At 56.5% G+C, this 16,474-nt stretch carries 13 protein-coding genes; 6 read left to right on the forward strand and 7 right to left on the reverse strand.

Features of this window, described 5'->3' with window-relative positions; genetic code table 11:
* Positions 1-16 precede the first annotated feature (16 nt).
* The 3 genes from nfsA to LN244_RS13060 all read left to right on the forward strand — a co-directional run bounded on the left by nfsA (position 17) and on the right by LN244_RS13060 (position 2,262).
* A complete protein-coding gene (gene nfsA / locus LN244_RS13050; RefSeq protein ID WP_239040215.1) occupies positions 17-754 on the forward strand; it encodes an oxygen-insensitive NADPH nitroreductase in 738 nt (245 codons plus the stop codon).
* Between the two features lie 105 nt (positions 755-859).
* Complete coding sequence (locus LN244_RS13055) at positions 860-1,183, forward strand: hypothetical protein (RefSeq protein ID WP_239040216.1); 324 nt, start codon at positions 860-862, stop codon at positions 1,181-1,183.
* 62 nt (positions 1,184-1,245) lie between these two features.
* Positions 1,246-2,262, forward strand: coding sequence for a CobW family GTP-binding protein (locus tag LN244_RS13060; protein ID WP_239040217.1), 1,017 nt, complete (start codon positions 1,246-1,248; stop codon positions 2,260-2,262).
* Between the two features lie 17 nt (positions 2,263-2,279).
* On the opposite strand, the gene norR is transcribed toward LN244_RS13060, so the two are convergent.
* The gene (norR, locus tag LN244_RS13065) at positions 2,280-3,863 is read right to left on the reverse strand and encodes a nitric oxide reductase transcriptional regulator NorR (RefSeq protein ID WP_338037876.1); all 1,584 of its coding nucleotides are present in this window, start codon (positions 3,861-3,863) and stop codon (positions 2,280-2,282) included.
* Between the two features lie 159 nt (positions 3,864-4,022).
* Here norR and hmpA point away from each other — a divergent pair, with 159 nt between their 5' ends.
* Positions 4,023-5,210, forward strand: a complete 1,188-nt coding sequence (gene hmpA / locus LN244_RS13070) for an NO-inducible flavohemoprotein (RefSeq protein ID WP_239040218.1) — start codon at positions 4,023-4,025, stop codon at positions 5,208-5,210.
* A 150-nt stretch (positions 5,211-5,360) separates the two neighbouring features.
* Here hmpA and LN244_RS13075 read toward each other — a convergent pair whose 3' ends face one another.
* The 4 genes from LN244_RS13075 to LN244_RS13090 form a co-directional block, all read right to left on the reverse strand.
* Positions 5,361-6,719, reverse strand: coding sequence for a TRAP transporter large permease (locus LN244_RS13075; protein WP_239040219.1), 1,359 nt, complete (start codon positions 6,717-6,719; stop codon positions 5,361-5,363).
* On the reverse strand, positions 6,709-7,350 hold the full coding sequence (locus LN244_RS13080; protein ID WP_239040220.1) for a TRAP transporter small permease subunit: 642 nt from the start codon (positions 7,348-7,350) through the stop codon (positions 6,709-6,711). Before LN244_RS13080 ends, LN244_RS13075 begins: the two co-directional genes overlap by 11 nt.
* On the reverse strand, positions 7,325-8,374 hold the full coding sequence (locus LN244_RS13085) for a TRAP transporter substrate-binding protein (RefSeq protein WP_239040221.1): 1,050 nt from the start codon (positions 8,372-8,374) through the stop codon (positions 7,325-7,327). The genes LN244_RS13080 and LN244_RS13085 overlap by 26 nt, the downstream gene beginning before the upstream one ends.
* Before the next feature lie 85 nt (positions 8,375-8,459).
* Positions 8,460-9,959, reverse strand: a complete 1,500-nt coding sequence (locus LN244_RS13090; protein ID WP_239040222.1) for a CoA-acylating methylmalonate-semialdehyde dehydrogenase — start codon at positions 9,957-9,959, stop codon at positions 8,460-8,462.
* A gap of 143 nt (positions 9,960-10,102) precedes the next feature.
* Here LN244_RS13090 and LN244_RS13095 point away from each other — a divergent pair, with 143 nt between their 5' ends.
* A complete protein-coding gene (locus tag LN244_RS13095) occupies positions 10,103-11,050 on the forward strand; it encodes a LysR family transcriptional regulator (protein WP_239040223.1) in 948 nt (315 codons plus the stop codon).
* Positions 11,051-11,115: 65 nt separating this feature from the next.
* On the opposite strand, the gene LN244_RS13100 is transcribed toward LN244_RS13095, so the two are convergent.
* Positions 11,116-11,328, reverse strand: a complete 213-nt coding sequence (locus tag LN244_RS13100; RefSeq protein ID WP_181740479.1) for a cold-shock protein — start codon at positions 11,326-11,328, stop codon at positions 11,116-11,118.
* A gap of 754 nt (positions 11,329-12,082) precedes the next feature.
* On the opposite strand from LN244_RS13100, the gene LN244_RS13105 reads away from it, so the two are divergent.
* The gene (locus LN244_RS13105) at positions 12,083-14,059 is read left to right on the forward strand and encodes a methyl-accepting chemotaxis protein (RefSeq protein WP_239040224.1); all 1,977 of its coding nucleotides are present in this window, start codon (positions 12,083-12,085) and stop codon (positions 14,057-14,059) included.
* Between the two features lie 58 nt (positions 14,060-14,117).
* Here LN244_RS13105 and LN244_RS13110 read toward each other — a convergent pair whose 3' ends face one another.
* A complete protein-coding gene (locus LN244_RS13110; RefSeq protein ID WP_239040225.1) occupies positions 14,118-16,346 on the reverse strand; it encodes a YgiQ family radical SAM protein in 2,229 nt (742 codons plus the stop codon).
* Positions 16,347-16,474 lie beyond the last annotated feature (128 nt).

Consider the following 16,474-nt stretch of genomic DNA (forward strand, 5'->3'; position numbering starts at 1 on the left):
CTTTACGGAGAACAGCATGAACCCAACGATCGAACTGCTGAACGCACACCGTTCCATCCGCAAATTCACCGCAGAGCCGATCGATCAGGCCACCGTGAACACGCTGATCAAGGCCGGTCAGTCAGCCGCCACCTCCAGCTTCATTCAGGCCTGCACGGTCATTCAGGTCAGCCCAGGCGAGCGCCGCGGAGCGCTGGCCGAGATGGCCGGCAACCAGGCCTATGTCGCTGAAGCGCCGGTCTTCCTGGTGTTCTGCGCCGACATGAAGCGCCATCAGCTGGCCTGTGGCATGCACGATGCCGAGATGAAATCCGGCTTCACCGAGCAGTTCCTGACCGCGTCACTGGACTGCGCGCTCTTTGCCCAGAACGTGATGGTGGCAGCCGAGTCTCTGGGACTGGGCGGTGTTTACATCGGCGGCCTGCGCAACCAGATCGAAGCGGTTGCCGATCTGCTGGAACTGCCGGAACTGGTCTATCCGGTCTTTGGCCTCTGCCTGGGTTACCCGGATCAGAATCCGGAAATCAAGCCGCGACTGCCGCTTGAGGTGGTGCTCAAGCAGGATCGCTATGATGACAGTCAGGATGCCGAGCACATCGCCGCCTACGACGCAGAGGTACGCGACTACTACCGCACCCGCACCGGGGGCAACAAGGAGATGACCTGGAGCGAGCAGATCTCCGGCATGCTGGTCAAGGAAGCCCGCCCGCACATGCTGCCGTTCCTGAACAAAAAAGGCTTTATCAAGCGCTGATCACCCGCGTTTGTGCATGGCCGCAGGCTGTCGTCTATGCTGAACAGGAGTGCTCCCTTGGCAGGTTTCAAGGGAGCGATCCGGTCCAGTGAGAGGAGCCACACCATGCCCGACAGCCACATCGCCACCCTGCTCGATCAGCTGGAGAAACACTCGCAACGGCATGCCCATCAACAGACCGTCACCCTGCCGATCGACCGTGAGGACATGGTCCGGTTGCAGGCACTGGCTGAAGTGTACGGCATGGATATCGTCGAGCTGACTCCAATTCTGCTGCATACCATCCTCACCGACATCGAGGCGCACATGCCCTACAAGCCCGGCACCCGGGTGATTCGGGTTGAGGACGGTGATCCGGTTTATGAGGATATTGGTCCCATGCCTCGCTATCTGGAAGCCAAGCGCAAGCACGAAAAGGTCTGCGCCTGACTTGCCAGTGATCCCCCCCTGGCCCACAATCGTTACCCTGTAACATCAGGAGTACACAGAGTGTGAGCCAGGCGATCATCCAATCCGTTCCCACCAACATCATCACCGGTTTTCTCGGCAGCGGTAAAACTACCGCCATCAACCACCTGCTCAAGCACAAGCCCGACGACGAACGCTGGGCGGTACTGGTGAACGAGTTCGGCCAGGTCGGAATCGATGGCAGCCTGATCGAACAACAGGACGGTATCGAAGTGAAAGAGCTGGCGGGCGGCTGCCTCTGCTGTGCTCTGGGTCCCAGCCTGCCAATCACTCTGGCCACATTGCTGCGCCGCTTTCGCCCCGACCGTTTGCTGATCGAACCCACAGGGCTCGGCCACCCGGCGCGCATCATCGATACCCTGCAAAGCGAACAGTTCCGTAGCGTACTGACACTGCACAGCATCATCTGCCTGCTCGACCCTGGCGTACTGCTCCAACCCGAGACATTGCGCCACCCCAGCTTCATTGATCAGCTCAACCTGGCCGATATCATCGTGCTCAACCGCACCGACCTGGCCGATGAGGCCAATATCACCGAAGCACGCGAGCTGTCGGCCAACCTGTTTCCGCCCAAGACAGCGATCCATGCTACCACGCATGGCCAACTGGCCCGTGAATGGCTGGACCTGGATCACCAGATCCAGCGTCAGGCTCGTTATCCACAGGCCCATGCCGCCACGCCAGCACGCCCCAACATTCTGGCACCGATAAACCCGCCCACAGTCGCCGAACCAAGCAAGCCTGTGCGCCAAAACGGCAGTCAGGGCGGCTACTACAGTTACGGCTGGATCTTTGCTGCCGAGGATCGTTTTGACTGGCAGGCCATTCAGCCCACGCTGGACACGATGGAAGGCATATTAAGACTCAAGGCCGTACTCAGAATCGGCCATGCCTGGGTCAGCTATAACCGCAATGCCGGCCAGCAGGCCGACATTAACGAATCGGCCTGGCGGCGTGATTCACGGCTGGAGATTCTGACCCGCCAACCATTGGCATATGAAATAATTGAGAAGACGTTAATCGCTTGCTTGATGGGTTGAAAAGCGATCACGGGCTGTCATATCCCCTTCTTAATCTCCTCTACATTAATTCCCAGCCTTTTCAGCAAGCGGTTGAAATTGCCGGGATCGACGCCCAACTCTCGTGCCGCAGCAGTCCTGTTACAGGACTTTCTGCGCAGAACGGCTGTCACCAGATCAATTTGAAACAGGTCTGTTGCTTCCTTGAGGCTCTGCCCCCTTTTGGCACCAGGCTCTTCCACTGGTGTTGGACATGCCGCTCTGACAGCCCCCTGCAAATCAGCACTTCTGGGGAGTTCCAGCAATTCGGCGTCGAGAGTCAGCACCCTGCCAGACTGTTTCCTTAAAGCCGACAATCTGAGCACGGCCCGACTGATCAGGTGCTCCAGCTCACGTACATTTCCCGGCCAGCTGTACTCCAAGAGCGCTGAACAAGCGCTACGACCCAGACGCAGTGAGCCTAACCCCAACTTGCGGCGATTAAGCTCCAGAAAATGACCTGCCAGAAGCAAAACATCCCGCCCCCGCTCACGCAAAGGTGGTACCAGGACAGGGTAAACACTCAGCCGGTGGTATAAATCAGCTCTAAATCGACCCGCTACGACTTCCTGCTTTAAATTTCTGTTCGTTGCAGCAATGATGCGCACATCTGCCCGATGATAACGGTCACTGCCAACCCGCTGAACTTCTCCTGTTTGCAACGCTCGTAACAACTTGGGCTGCATGCCCAAGGGTAACTCCCCTATTTCATCCAGAAATAAAGAGCCTCCATCTGCAAGCTCAAACTTCCCGGCACGCGCTCCAGTCGCTCCCGAAAAAGCGCCTTTGGTATGACCGAAGAGCTCACTTTCAATCAGATTTTCCGGCAATGCTGCGCAGTTGACATAGACTAGAGGCGCTTCAGCACGCGACGAAGCCACATGGATATGGCGGGCCACCAATTCCTTCCCAACACCGGTCTCCCCACTGATCAGTACCGACAAGTCGGATCCGGCGACCAGATCCAATTCTGCAATCAGTGACTTGATGACAGGACTTCCTCCTATCAACTCGCTACGCTTCACATCCTCCGACAGAAGTCTGGCCACCTCGTGTTCTTTTCGGACCTGCAACTCCAGGGACTGTATTAATCCAGCCACCTTGATTGAAGCTTCTGCCAGGCGAATAAAGGCGCGAAGCTCCATTGGATCAATACTGTCGAATGCCCCAGGCTCAAGAGCATCAAGCGTTAATATTCCCCAAGGCTTGTCTTCGACATAGAGAGCAATGCCCATGCAGTCATGCACATGAAGCCTTGTATCAGGTGAGTCAACCAGGCCGTCATAAGGGTCTGGCAATTCAGAATCGGCCTCAAACCGTATTGGCTCCCGGCTCAGAAGTATTCGTGCCAGTCGAGGATTGTCTTCGACCAGAAAAGTACGCCCCAATGTATCGTCCGAAAGACCGAAAGCAGCCAAAGGATGGAGTGCTGTACCGCGCAGCCTGAGCAGCGCCACAGCATCGCAGTGGAAATGACAATGTATGGATTCCAACAAACGCTGATAGCGGGTACCTGCAGGAATCTGGCGAGAGAGGTCTGATACAACCGATATCATCGAATCCGCCATAGCAAAAGAAGTCATTTCCACAACCTCATTGTTCTTTAAACAATATTTTTAAATGTCATAAAGACAAAAAACCCTAAACATGTAAACAATATCAATCTTTTTAGTGTTGGCACAATTCCCGCATATATGACAGCAAACACTGATGGCTCTATGCCAGCCAACAAGGAGAAAACCATGCTGTCCAATCAAACCCGGGAAATCATCGCCGCAACGCTACCTGCTGTGAAAGAGAATGCGCGCGCCATTACCGAGGTGTTCTACCCGCTCATGTTCAAGCGCTATCCTCAAGTTAAAGCCTACTTCAACCAGGCCCACCAGGCTCAAGGCACCCAACGTCAAGCCTTGGCTAATGCAGTGGTCGCTTACGCCAGCAATTTGGATCGACTGGAATTACTGGGTGATGCAGTGTCACTCATCGTCCACAAGCACGCTTCGCTGAACATTCTGCCTGAGCACTACCCCATTGTTGGCGAATGCTTGCTGGCAGCGATTAAAGAGGTATTCGGTGATGTCGCCACGGATGAGGTATTGAACGCATGGGGAGAGGCTTACCAACAACTGGCCGATATCCTGATCACGGCTGAAGAAGGTGTTTATCGCAATAATGAAAAGAAATCAGGCGGCTGGCGGGGAGAGCGTGAATTTCGCCTGGTGCGCAAAGTACGCGAGAGCGAGGTTATCACGTCTTTTTACTTTGCACCCACGGACGACCAGCCTGTTGCCGAATTTCAGCCGGGACAGTTCACAACTCTTATTCTTGAAATCGATGGTGAGACCACCCGACGCAACTATTCACTATCCGATAGCCCCAACAATCCTCACTACAGGATCAGCGTTAAACGCGAACCTAACGGCAGGGTCTCCAATTATCTCCATGACAAGTTTAAGGAAGGCGAGACAGTCAGACTTACACCGCCCTGCGGGGATTTTATTCTGACAAAAAGTGAGCGCCCTCTGGTGCTTCTGACCGGCGGCGTTGGCATCACCCCCACAATCAGTATGCTGCACTCTGCATTAGCATCCGGACGCGAAGTACATTTCGCTCATGGCGCTCTGAATAGTTCAACCCATGCCTTCAAGGCGACAGTCGACCAGCTGGCATCAGAGCACGAGAATTTGCATGTCAGCTACTGTTACAGTGAGCCACTACCTGAAGACAAGGATATACCCACGGGCTTCTTTGACCGTATGCGCCTTGAATCCCTTATCCCGCTGGATAAAAGTCCCGACGTCTATTTTCTCGGTCCAAAGGCGTTCATGCAGAACTGCTACCGGGACCTCAAAGCCCTGAATATTCCTGAAGAGCAAATCCGCTATGAGTTCTTTGGGCCGCTTGAAGCTCTTGAAGAGACCGCCGTATAAGTTTTGACAACCGCCATCAGGAAGGTCTCCGTCACTGGACGACTTTCACACAACTGTGGCGGGGGACAGCCAAAGCAAACACGTTCAACGAAAAAGCAGCCGATAACGGCTGCTTTTTTATCCCTGTTACAGGCTGGATCAACCTATCCCCTACTCTGTCATCCCCGGTAGCCAGAGCACGATGGACGGGAAGAGGATGCAGAGCACCAATCCTGCCAGCTGCAGCAATACGAAGGGAATGATCGACTTGTAGATGGTACCGATACTGACACCGCCCTGAGTGATCCCTTTCAGATAGAAAAGTGCATAGCCGAAAGGTGGCGTCAGGAAACTGGTCTGCAGGTTTATGGCTACCAGGATGGCAAACCAGACCATCACCGCCTCGCCTTGAAGGATGCCACCGAAGTCCAGATCGCCCACCACCGGCAACAGCAGCGGCAGGATGACGAAGCTGATTTCGATCCACTCAAGGAAGAAGCCCAGCAGAAAGATCAGTCCCATCAGCAACAGCAGCAGGCCATAGGGGCCAAGGCCGGTACCGGTGATCAGCTCTTCGATCATGTCCGCGCCACCCAGGCGCTTGAACACCACGCTGAAACAGGTCGCGCCGACCACCACGAACAGGATCATCGCCGAGGTTTTGGAGGTGGATCGGCAGACATCACGCAGAGCCTGCACATTCAATTGACGCAGGAACAGCGCCAGCAGCATGGCCCCGGCCGCCCCGATTGCCGCCGCTTCGGTCGGCGTGGCAATACCTGCCATGATCGAGCCCAGTACCGCCACAATCAGCACCACCGGCCCCAACAGATCACGCAGCAAGGCGACTGCCAGAGGTATCTGCGGCTCTGCGGTTTCAGGGGCATTCCCTTCCTTCGCCAGCGGCGCCCATTCCGGTTTCAGCCAGGCGGCGATCAGCAGATAAAGGGTATAGAGACCGCCGAGCATCAGCCCGGGAATCAGCGCCGCCTTGAACAGGTCACCCACCGAGATCTGCATGATCGAACCCATCAGCACCAGCATGATAGATGGCGGGATCAGAATCCCCAGAGTGCCGGATGCCGCGACGACCCCATAAGCCATCTCGGGCTTGTAGCCCTGCTTGAGCATCACGGGCAGTGCCAGCAGGCCCAGCATCACCACCGAAGCACCGATAATGCCGGTACTGGCCGCCATGACCACACCGAGCAGTGCCACCGATACCGCCAGACCACCACGGACATTGCCGAACAGACGCTGCAGGGTCAACAAAAGGTTTTTGGCGACACCGGAGCGCTCCAGCATCAGCCCCATGAAGACGAACAGCGGAATGGCGATCAAGAGCCAGTTCTCGATCACCCCGCCGAAAATGCGTGACGCGACCGTGCCCAGAAACGGCAGCGGTATGTCACCGATAAACGCAAACAGTATACCCAGGCCACCGAGCAGAAACGCCACCGGATAGCCGCTGAAAATCCCTATCAACAGGGCCACGACCATCGCAATGGCCAGTCCATATTCATCCAGCATCCGAGCTCTCCTCTACATCACGTGCCGGATCCAGTATGCGCGACAGGCGATCGAACACTTGCCCCAGCGCGCCCAATGCCAGCAGCAGCAGCCCTGCCGGCAATGCTCCCTTGATCAGAAAACGGTCGGTCAGGCCGCCGTAGTTGGATTGCTCTCCCGAAACATAGGACATCTGCACCATGTGCTTGGACAGCCAGGCGATCAGTACACAGAACGGAATCAGCAACACCAGATGACCGATGATTTCGACCCAGTGTCGGGTCGCGGGCGACATGCGATGGTGCAGCATGTCGACCCGCACATGCATGTTGGCATGCATGGCATAGCTGGCCCCGATCAGGGTCAGCAGGCCGAAAAGATGCCACTGCAGCTCGGTCACCGTGTTGATGGTAATCGCCTTGCCCAGCAGCAGGACCTTTTCTTCCCAGCGCACCAGCTCATTGATGCCCAGCGCATTCATCAGCACCGTAGCCAGAACCGCCAGCATGACGCCCAGCACCAGCCAGCTGCTGATCCGACCAAGCCAGCGGCCTAGCCCGATCAACGGGCAGGCCAGGCAGGCGCACCAGCGGGCGCCAGTCTGGCGCCAGCCGGGCAGCTGTGGATTAACGCGGAGTTGCTTGCAGCTCATACCACTCATCCACCAGTTTGCTGTGTTCCATCAGCGATTCGTACGCTTTCTTGAACAGAGGATTGTTCTTCATCTCCTCTTCACGTACTTCATCCCAGCCCTTGCGTAGCTCAGCCAGCACCGGTTCCGGGAAGCGTTTTACTTCAACGCCCTTCTCTTCCAGCTTGCGGATCACACGGATCTGCTCGGCCGGCGCTTCTGACATGGCCCACTGCAGGGTGGCACGACAGGCGGTTTCGAACTTGGCCTTGGTGTTATCGTCATACTCGTTCCAGACATCCTTGTTGATGATGAACGAGAACCAGCTGGCTGACTGGTGCCAACCCGGGAAGTAGTAGTACTTGGTCACATCCTCGAAGCCCATGATCTGGTCAACCTGAGGTACTGAGAACTCAGTAGCGTCGATACGACCACGCTCCAGCGCCAGATAGATCTCGCCACCCGGAATCAGCTGGGTAGAGGCACCATACTTGTTCAGCACCTTGGCACCGAGGCCGGAGATACGCATCCGCAGACCTTCGAAGTCTTTGATGTCCTTGATCTCCTTGTTGTACCAGCCACCGGTTTCCTGCGGCGAGATAAAGCACGGCAGCACCTTCACGTTGTACTGGTCGTAGGCACTCTGCAGAATTTCGGTACCTTCGCCGGACCACATCCAGGACATGAACGCTTCAGGGGTCGGACCAAAGGGCAGCGCACCGTAAAGGTTGGTCACGGGCACGGTACCTGCCCAGTAGCCGATCCAGTCCCAGCCTGCCGGCACTGCACCGGAAGACACCGCATTGAAGACCTCAAACGCCGGTACCAGGTCGCCCGGGTTGTGCACCTTCAGCTTTACCTTACCGTCGGTGACGGTTTCCAGTTCCTGAGCAAAACGCACGGCACCTTCGCCGATGAACAGGTTGGTGTTGAAGGTGTTGGCCACGTCCAGTTTGGACGGCCCTGCCGCATGCAGGGTGGTGGACAGTGCCAGTGCAGCGGCACCGGCGCCCAGGGCGGTGGTAATACGAGAGAACTGACTCATGATTTCACTTCCTTTTGTTGTTATTGCGGGTGAAAACAGAATGCAGCGGCGCGGCCCACAGGGAGGGGCCGCGCCGGAGATAATCTTATTTCATGCTGATAGTGGTATTGACGCCTTCTGACTCGCTGTCCGGCTCAAACCAGCGTGAGGTCACGGTCTTGGTCTGAGTCCAGAACTGAATCGCCTGCTTGCCGTTCGGGCCCAGGTCACCCAGCTTTGAGCCACGTGAGCCGGTGAAGCTGAAGAAGGCCACCGGCACCGGAATTGGCACGTTGATGCCGACCTGGCCAACATCGATGTCAGCCTCGTAACGGCGTGCGGCCCAACCGGAGTTGGTGAAGATAGAGGTACCATTGCCATTGGGATTGGCATTGATGAATTCGATCGCTTCATCGAGGGTATCGACGCAAACTACGCACATCACCGGGCCGAAGATCTCTTCGTCATAGATGCGCATGCCGGGCTTCACGTCGGTGAAGATGGTCGGACCGACGAAGTTGCCGTCCGGATAGCCGTCAACGCTGATGTTGCGACCATCCAGCGCCAGCGTCGCCCCCTCGGCAACACCTGAATCGATCAGGCTGACCACACGGTCACGCGCCTGCGGCGATACCAGCGGGCCCAGATCAGCATCACGCTGGGTACCCGGCCCCACTTTCATGGACTTTGAGCTTTCAATAATCTCGGGCAGCCACTCTTTTGCCTGGCCAACCAGCACCACAACAGAGTTGGCCATGCAACGCTGACCCGCAGCACCAAAACAGGAGCCGATCACGTTGTTGATCGCCTGACTGCGGTTGGCATCAGGCATGATCACGCAGTGGTTTTTCGCACCCATCATCGACTGCACGCGCTTACCGGCGGCACCGGCACGGTCATAGATGTGTGTGCCAACGTGAGTGGAACCGATGAATGACAACGCCTTGATATCGGTGTGGTCACAGATCTGGTTGGCCACTTCAGGACCACCGTGAACCACGTTCAGTACACCCGCCGGGATACCGGCTTCATGGGCCAGCTCAACCAGTCGCATGGTGGACGTCGGGTCCTGCTCGGATGGCTTGAGCACGAAGGTATTACCGGTAGCGATCGCCAGCGGGAACATGAAACAGGGCAGCATCACCGGGAAATTGAATGCGGTGATACCGGCACCAACGCCCAGTGGCTGCTGCAGCGAGTAGACATTGACGTTACCGGCCGCATTCTCTGCGATCTCACCCAGCTGCAGTGAGGTAATGGAGCAGGCATGTTCAATCACTTCCAGACCACGGCCCACTTCACCTTCGGCGTCCGGCAGGGTTTTACCATGCTCTTCGGTAATCAGGGCTGCCAGCTCTGCTGTGTGCTCACGCACCAGCGCCTGGAAGCGCAACATGATGCGCATGCGTTGTGCCAGTGACACCTTGCGCCAGCTCTTGAACGCTTCCTTGGCGGACGCAACTGCGCGGTTCACTTCCTCTTCGGTGGCAAAGGGAACCCGTGCAACCACTTCCTGAGTGGCCGGATTGACCACATCGCGCCAATCATTGCTGACTGAACGTACCGCTTCGCCGTTGATGAAAAGTGGAATTTCTCGAACCGACATACACCTGATCTCCTTATATTTTTTGTGTATTCAGGCAAAACAAAACCCTGTTTGAGGCTGTATTCGAGTCTAGCGGCGCATCCGGTTGACAGACAACGCTCAGCCGAGCACATTGGCTGTGCAAAAATGCACAGGGAATTCATATGCTCAACTGGCAGGATATCCAGATCTTTCTCGAAGTCGCCCGTGCTGACCGGCTCACCGATGCCGCACGCCGATTAAACATAGACCACTCGACGGTATCGCGCCGCATTCGTCGATTTGAAACGGATCTCAACACACAACTATTTGAACGCAGCACTCATGGCTACCGACTGACACCGGCAGGCGAACAGCTGCTGCTGTTTGCAGAAGAGATGGCCAGACAGGCCACCGGAGCGAACGAAAGCATCAGCAACCAGAACCTGCAGGTGAGCGGTCAGATCCGCCTGGGCGTCACCGAAGGGTTCGGAACCTATGTCATTACACCGCTGCTGTCCGCCTTTCAACGCCGCTATCCCGACATCACCGTGGAATTGCTGGCACTGCCGCGTGCAGTGAACCTGAGCCGACACGAGGCCGATCTGGCGATCACCATCGACAGACCCAAGAATGCCGAGATGGTCGTTTCAAGGCTCTGCGACTACCGGCTCAGACTCTATGGAGAGGAGGGCTATCTGGACCAAAGAGGCATTCCGAACTGTATCGGTGAGCTGTCCCGCTTCGAACTGATCGGGTATGTGGACGACCTGATCTTCAGTGACCAGCTCTGCTATCTGGATCCCTTATTAAGAGAACTACCCTCCCCGCCGCACTTTGCCCAACGCAGCACCAGTGTCATCACCCAGTTTCACGCGGTTCGCGCAGGCGCCGGACTGGCCGTTCTGCCCTGTTTCATGGCAGAGCAGGATCCCATCCTTCAAGCGGTGCTGAAAACGGAGATCGATATATGTCGAGAGTTCTGGATTGCCGCGCGCGGAGAACAGCGCCAGCTACAGCGAGTACGTCTGCTATGGCAGTTTTTGAAGCAGGCGATAGAGCTTAATCAGCCCTGGCTTTTGGGAGAGAGCGACACTGGCCTGCAGCTTCCGCTTGCAGTTCCACGTGCCTGAACACGAAGTGTAGAAATAGAACAGCGGGCAGAGCGCCCGCTGTTGCGAATACGGACTGTCAGCGATTAGGCTACAACAGTTACGTTTTCAGCCTGCGGACCTTTCTGGCCCTGGGTAACTTCGAAAGTTACAGTCTGGTTTTCGTGCAGAGTACGACGACCAGTACCGTTGATAGCGCGGAAGTGAACGAACACGTCCGGGCCATTTTCCTGCTGGATAAAGCCGAAGCCTTTCTCATCGTTGAACCACTTAACGGTACCGGTAACGAGCTGTGACATTTTTTGCCTCTTTCTTTTGCATGTACACCAGCAATGCGCTGGTTTTTCTTATGTTTGGACGCACCCAGGTGCCATCCGATCTTAGGAACCGGCTTCATGCCGATCCGGAAGCCAGCAGCCTCCTGGCTACCGGCTCATCCTGTTCCCGACTTTTCAGGAACGGAAATCTTCCTTGGTACAGACACTCATCGCATCAGTACCGCCGAAAACTTCATATCTCCCCAGTGTAGACATGCTTCATTGCTATCCCGTGACGGCAAACAGGTGCAAGCCCAAGGAAACGGCTGCGATAGTCAAAAGGGAAAGTGTGAGAAACATGAGAAAAGAGCGGGAGATAAAACAAGCGGGAAACCATCTGCGATGCGGGAAGTGCCGAACAGATGGGTAATACGCTTCTTGCCACAGCCTTGGGTGCGGCGGTTGAAGTCTTGCGGGCGGCTATCAGACCGCTGAAGTACAGTCGTATCAAGTAAATCTAACTCCGTACCGGATTACTCCGGTCGCCCGGCTGCCTTTGAAAAGGCTTCTGTCATCCCGATTCCAAGCGGTCTTGACAGCACCGGATAAAATATCTTTACAGCATCATACCCCAGTCAAGACCAATTACAATGCTCTGTCACGCATTTTTTGCCCGATTTTTCACAGGCCCCGCCATCGATTATTAAGTAGTAAACCCAGGGGTTCTGCTCTAATCTCTTCGGTATACATCATTCATATTCTGTGCCCAGAGCACCATATTCAGGGACGACCCGCCATGAATATTCGCTTCATTCACAAGATCCTGCTGTTGATTTTTCTCCCCCTGTTGGCGTTGTCCATGCTTCTTGGCAGTTCGGTACTCACAGAGTATCAGCAGGCCAAACAGTTGCAGATACTCGAAGAAGAGGTCGAACTGACCACCTTCAACAGCGCACTCGTACATGAGCTGCAAAAGGAACGCGGTGCCACCAGCGGCTGGCTCGGTTCCGGGACACAAGCCTTTGCCGACAAGCTGCAACAGCAGCGCCAGTTGACCGACCAGGCATTGCAACGCTGGAAAGGCTATCTGCAGCAGCATCAATTTGCGACGGCAGGTATCAGGCGCATGCTGGGACAGATCGAGCAGCAGCTGAGCCAGCTGAGCAGTATTCGCAGCAGTGCTGACCAACGGAACATCCCGCTGGGCAAGGCGCTGGGCTACTACACCCAGCTCAACGCTGACCTACTCAGCATCGCCGCGACAACCTCGGGCATTAGCAGTGATGCCGGTATCGCGCGCAGCGCAGGTGCTTTTTTCGCATTCATGCAAGCCAAGGAACGCGCCGGTATCGAGCGGGCCGTGCTCAGCAACGTCTTCGCCAGCAATCAATTTGGCCCGGGGCTGTATTCCCGTTTCATCAATCTTGTGTCGGAGCAGGACACCTACCTGAACATGTTCCGTGCACTGGCATCCACCGACAAGGTGCAGGCACTGGCTACACTGGCGAACTCCCGAGAATTCACCGCCGTAACCCTGCTGCGCCAGACCGCTCATGAGAAAGCTTCAGAAGGCAATTTTGGTGTAGAGGGGACTCTCTGGTTCGATCGTGCAACAGATCGCATCAATGCCATGAAAAAGTTTGAAGACCAGTTGGCCGACAGCCTCCTCGGCAGTGCCCGTTCCGCTCATGACGCCGCCCTGCAACAAATCTGGATCGCCGCATCTTCACTGCTGGGTATCCTGCTGCTGGTCGGACTGGTGTCTTTCTGGATCATTCGAGGCCTGCATCGCCAGGTCGATACGCTGGCAGCGACCATGCGCGAAGTGCGTAACGAACATAACCTCAAGGTACGTGCCAGTGTCTATTCCCGTGACGAGTTGGGTACCGTAGCGGAGCAGTTGAACCACACGCTGGACACCTTTGCCTCGGCTATCCGCGAAGTGGCTGCTTCCAGCCAGCAACTCAGTGCTGAGTCGAAAAATACCAGCCAAATCGTGCAGGAAGCGGAAAGAAGTCTGAAGCTGCAGAGTGATGAAACCATGCAGGTGGCAGCGGCGGTCGAAGAAGTCTCAACGGCCGTACAGGATGTTGCCAACAGTACAATCAGTGCTTCCAGTGCGGCACAGCAGGCTGACTCGCTGGCTCAAAACGGACACGAGAAGGTGCGCGCAGCCGTACATGCCGTTGCCAATCTGGCCAGTGACAGCCGCCGCCTGGCAGAAATGACCGCCCGCCTGAACGACAGTAGCAAACGCATCTCTGACGTCACCAGTGTAATCAACAATGTATCCGAGCAAACCAACCTGCTGGCCTTGAACGCGGCGATCGAAGCAGCCCGTGCCGGTGAGCATGGTCGAGGTTTTGCGGTCGTGGCCGATGAAGTCAGAACACTGGCGCAGCGTACCCAGGCATCCACGTCCGAGATCGACGAGATCATTCGCAAGCTGCAGCAGGAAACCCGAGAGGCCAGCGACCTGGTTGAGAGCAATCAGCGCGACATGGAAGTGGCCACCGAACGTGCGCGGGAGGTCGAAAGCGCACTGGATGCGATCGTTGACGCCATCGACAACATTACCAATATGTCGACCCAGATTGCAGCGGCGGCCGAAGAAGAGTCCACCGCAATCAGTGACATCGGTCGCAATATCGCCGGCATCGATACCAGCGCCGAATCCATCAGCAGCAGCGCGCGCGTACTGTCTGAGCATGCCCAGCAGCAGCTACAGATGGCGCAGCAGCTCAGCCAGATGATTCAGCGTTTCAAAACCTGAAAAACAGGGAGCGGGACATCCGTCTTGCTCCCCTTCTCCCTACCTGCAACAGCCGGGTTCAGGCCCGTCGCTTGCGACCGGCAGCCGGCTTGCTGCGGCTGCTCTTACCCGGTTTATTGCCTGCTCTTGGCGGCAATCCCGTATGCTGAGTGAGCACTCGACCTTTGCCGGCGCGAGCCGACTTGGGTGAGTTCTTGCGGCGTGGGCTGACATGCTGGGCGTCATCCGGTTGGGTGGCCGGAATCAACTGCTTTTCACCATCCCCGATCAGATCGGCACGCCCCATCGCTGTCAGAGCCTCGCGCAGCAGCGGCCAGTTTTCAGGATCGTGGTAACGCAGGAACGCCTTGTGCAGGCGGCGCTGACGTTCCCCTTTGACCGTCTCCACCTTTTCCCCGCTCTTCTTGTACGTCAGCTTACGCAAGGGGTTACGACCGGAGTGATACATCGCTGTAGCCGTGGCCATTGGTGAAGGATAAAACGCCTGCACCTGGTCGGCCTTGAAACCGTTGCGCTTGAGCCACAGCGCCAGGTTCATCATATCTTCATCGGTGGTACCCGGGTGCGCGGCAATGAAGTACGGGATCAGGTATTGATCCTTGCCCGCCTCTTTCGAGAACTTCTCGAACATCTTCTTGAACGCATCGTAAGTACCGATGCCCGGTTTCATCATCTTGTCGAGCACGCCCCTTTCGGTATGCTCCGGTGCGATCTTCAGGTAACCGCCGACATGATGGGTTACCAGCTCACGCACGTACTCGGGATCTTCCACCGCCAGATCATAGCGCAGCCCCGAGGCGATCAGGATCTTGTTCACGCCCTTGAGATCACGTGCCTTGCGGTAGAGCGAGGTCAGTGAACTGTGGTCGGTATTCAGGTTTTGGCAGATGCCCGGAAACACACAGGACGGTTTACGGCAGGCCGCCTCAATCTCGGGGCTCTTGCACGCCAGCCGGTACATGTTGGCCGTGGGACCACCCAGATCGGAGATCACGCCGGTAAAGCCCGGCACCTTGTCACGGATCTCCTCGATCTCATTGAGAATCGACTCGTGGGATCGGTTCTGGATGATGCGACCTTCATGCTCGGTAATGGAGCAGAAGGTACAGCCGCCAAAGCAGCCTCGCATGATATTGACCGAGAAACGGATCATCTTGTACGCCGGAATCTCTTCCTTGCCATAGGCCGGATGAGGCACCCGCTGATACGGCAGGCCGAACACATGATCCATCTCTTCGGTGGTCAGCGGGATCGGCGGCGGATTGAGCCAGACCTCCTGATCACCGTGCAACTGGACCAGTGCGCGAGCGTTGCCCGGATTGGTTTCCAGATGCAGTACCCGGTTGGCATGGGCATAAAGCACCGGATCCTTGCTGACCTTTTCAAACGACGGCAGACGAATGACGGTTTTGCTGCGATCCAGCTTCACCCGCGGTTCGATGTGCAGAATCTGCACTTCGTCCTCGGCATCCATTTCGGCGGTTTCGCCACCCTCGCGGCCGTTTTCCAGCTGACAGGCTTCCAGGTCACGGGTGTTGACGTAAGGATTGATGATCTTGTCGATTTTGCCCGGACGGTCGATACGGGTGGAATCGATCTCCATCCAGCCTTCGGGCGTATCCTTGCGTACAAACGCCGTGCCGCGCACATCGGTAATTTCGTTGACCGGTTCGCCACGGGCGATACGGTGAGCCACCTCGACCACGGCACGTTCGGCATTGCCGTAGAGCAGCAGATCGGCGCGTGCATCCAGCAGGATGGAGCGACGCACCTTATCCTGCCAGTAATCGTAATGTGCGATGCGGCGCAATGAGCCTTCGATGCCACCGAGAATGATGGGCACGTCCTTATAGGCTTCGCGGCAGCGCTGGCTGTAGACCAGACTGGCACGGTCCGGGCGCTTGCCCGCCTTGCCACCCGGCGTATAGGCGTCGTCGGAACGGATCTTCCGGTCTGCCGTGTAGCGGTTGATCATCGAGTCCATGTTGCCCGCCGCAACGCCGAAGAACAGGTTGGGCTTGCCCAGCGCCTTGAATGCATCAGCCGAATGCCAGTCCGGCTGAGCAATGATACCCACCCTGAACCCCTGAGCCTCCAGCAGGCGGCCGATAATCGCCATGCCGAATGACGGGTGATCGACGTAGGCATCACCGGTGACGATGATGATATCGCAGCTGTCCCACCCCAGCTGATCCATCTCCTTGCGAGACATGGGCAGAAAGGGAGCCGGACCAAAACATTCAGCCCAGTACTTGGGATACTCAAAAATCGGGGTAACTGCGGGCATCTGAAAACCTGACATCAACGCTCGGAAATGGGGCGGGAGTATAGCGCACTTTTTGAGCAGTTCCGACCAGCGTCAATGACTCAGGATGAAACGATGCGCCACCATTATCCCAAGCAAAAACGGCTCCT

It is taken from the genome of Marinobacterium sediminicola, assembly GCF_022343685.1.
Taxonomy (GTDB): domain Bacteria; phylum Pseudomonadota; class Gammaproteobacteria; order Pseudomonadales; family Balneatricaceae; genus Marinobacterium; species Marinobacterium sediminicola.

Excerpts from the sequence above, each read along its gene's own strand:
- nfsA (WP_239040215.1), top strand. The coding sequence starts at position 17 with ATGAACCCAACGATCGAACTGCTGAACGCACACCGTTCCATCCGCAAA.
- LN244_RS13055 (WP_239040216.1), top strand. The coding sequence starts at position 860 with ATGCCCGACAGCCACATCGCCACCCTGCTCGATCAGCTGGAGAAACAC.
- norR (WP_338037876.1), bottom strand. The coding sequence starts at position 3,863 with ATGACTTCTTTTGCTATGGCGGATTCGATGATATCGGTTGTATCAGAC.
- hmpA (WP_239040218.1), top strand. The coding sequence starts at position 4,023 with ATGCTGTCCAATCAAACCCGGGAAATCATCGCCGCAACGCTACCTGCT.
- LN244_RS13075 (WP_239040219.1), bottom strand. The coding sequence starts at position 6,719 with ATGCTGGATGAATATGGACTGGCCATTGCGATGGTCGTGGCCCTGTTG.
- LN244_RS13080 (WP_239040220.1), bottom strand. The coding sequence starts at position 7,350 with ATGAGCTGCAAGCAACTCCGCGTTAATCCACAGCTGCCCGGCTGGCGC.
- LN244_RS13085 (WP_239040221.1), bottom strand. The coding sequence starts at position 8,374 with ATGAGTCAGTTCTCTCGTATTACCACCGCCCTGGGCGCCGGTGCCGCT.
- LN244_RS13090 (WP_239040222.1), bottom strand. The coding sequence starts at position 9,959 with ATGTCGGTTCGAGAAATTCCACTTTTCATCAACGGCGAAGCGGTACGT.
- LN244_RS13095 (WP_239040223.1), top strand. The coding sequence starts at position 10,103 with ATGCTCAACTGGCAGGATATCCAGATCTTTCTCGAAGTCGCCCGTGCT.
- LN244_RS13100 (WP_181740479.1), bottom strand. The coding sequence starts at position 11,328 with ATGTCACAGCTCGTTACCGGTACCGTTAAGTGGTTCAACGATGAGAAA.
- LN244_RS13105 (WP_239040224.1), top strand. The coding sequence starts at position 12,083 with ATGAATATTCGCTTCATTCACAAGATCCTGCTGTTGATTTTTCTCCCC.
- LN244_RS13110 (WP_239040225.1), bottom strand. The coding sequence starts at position 16,346 with ATGCCCGCAGTTACCCCGATTTTTGAGTATCCCAAGTACTGGGCTGAA.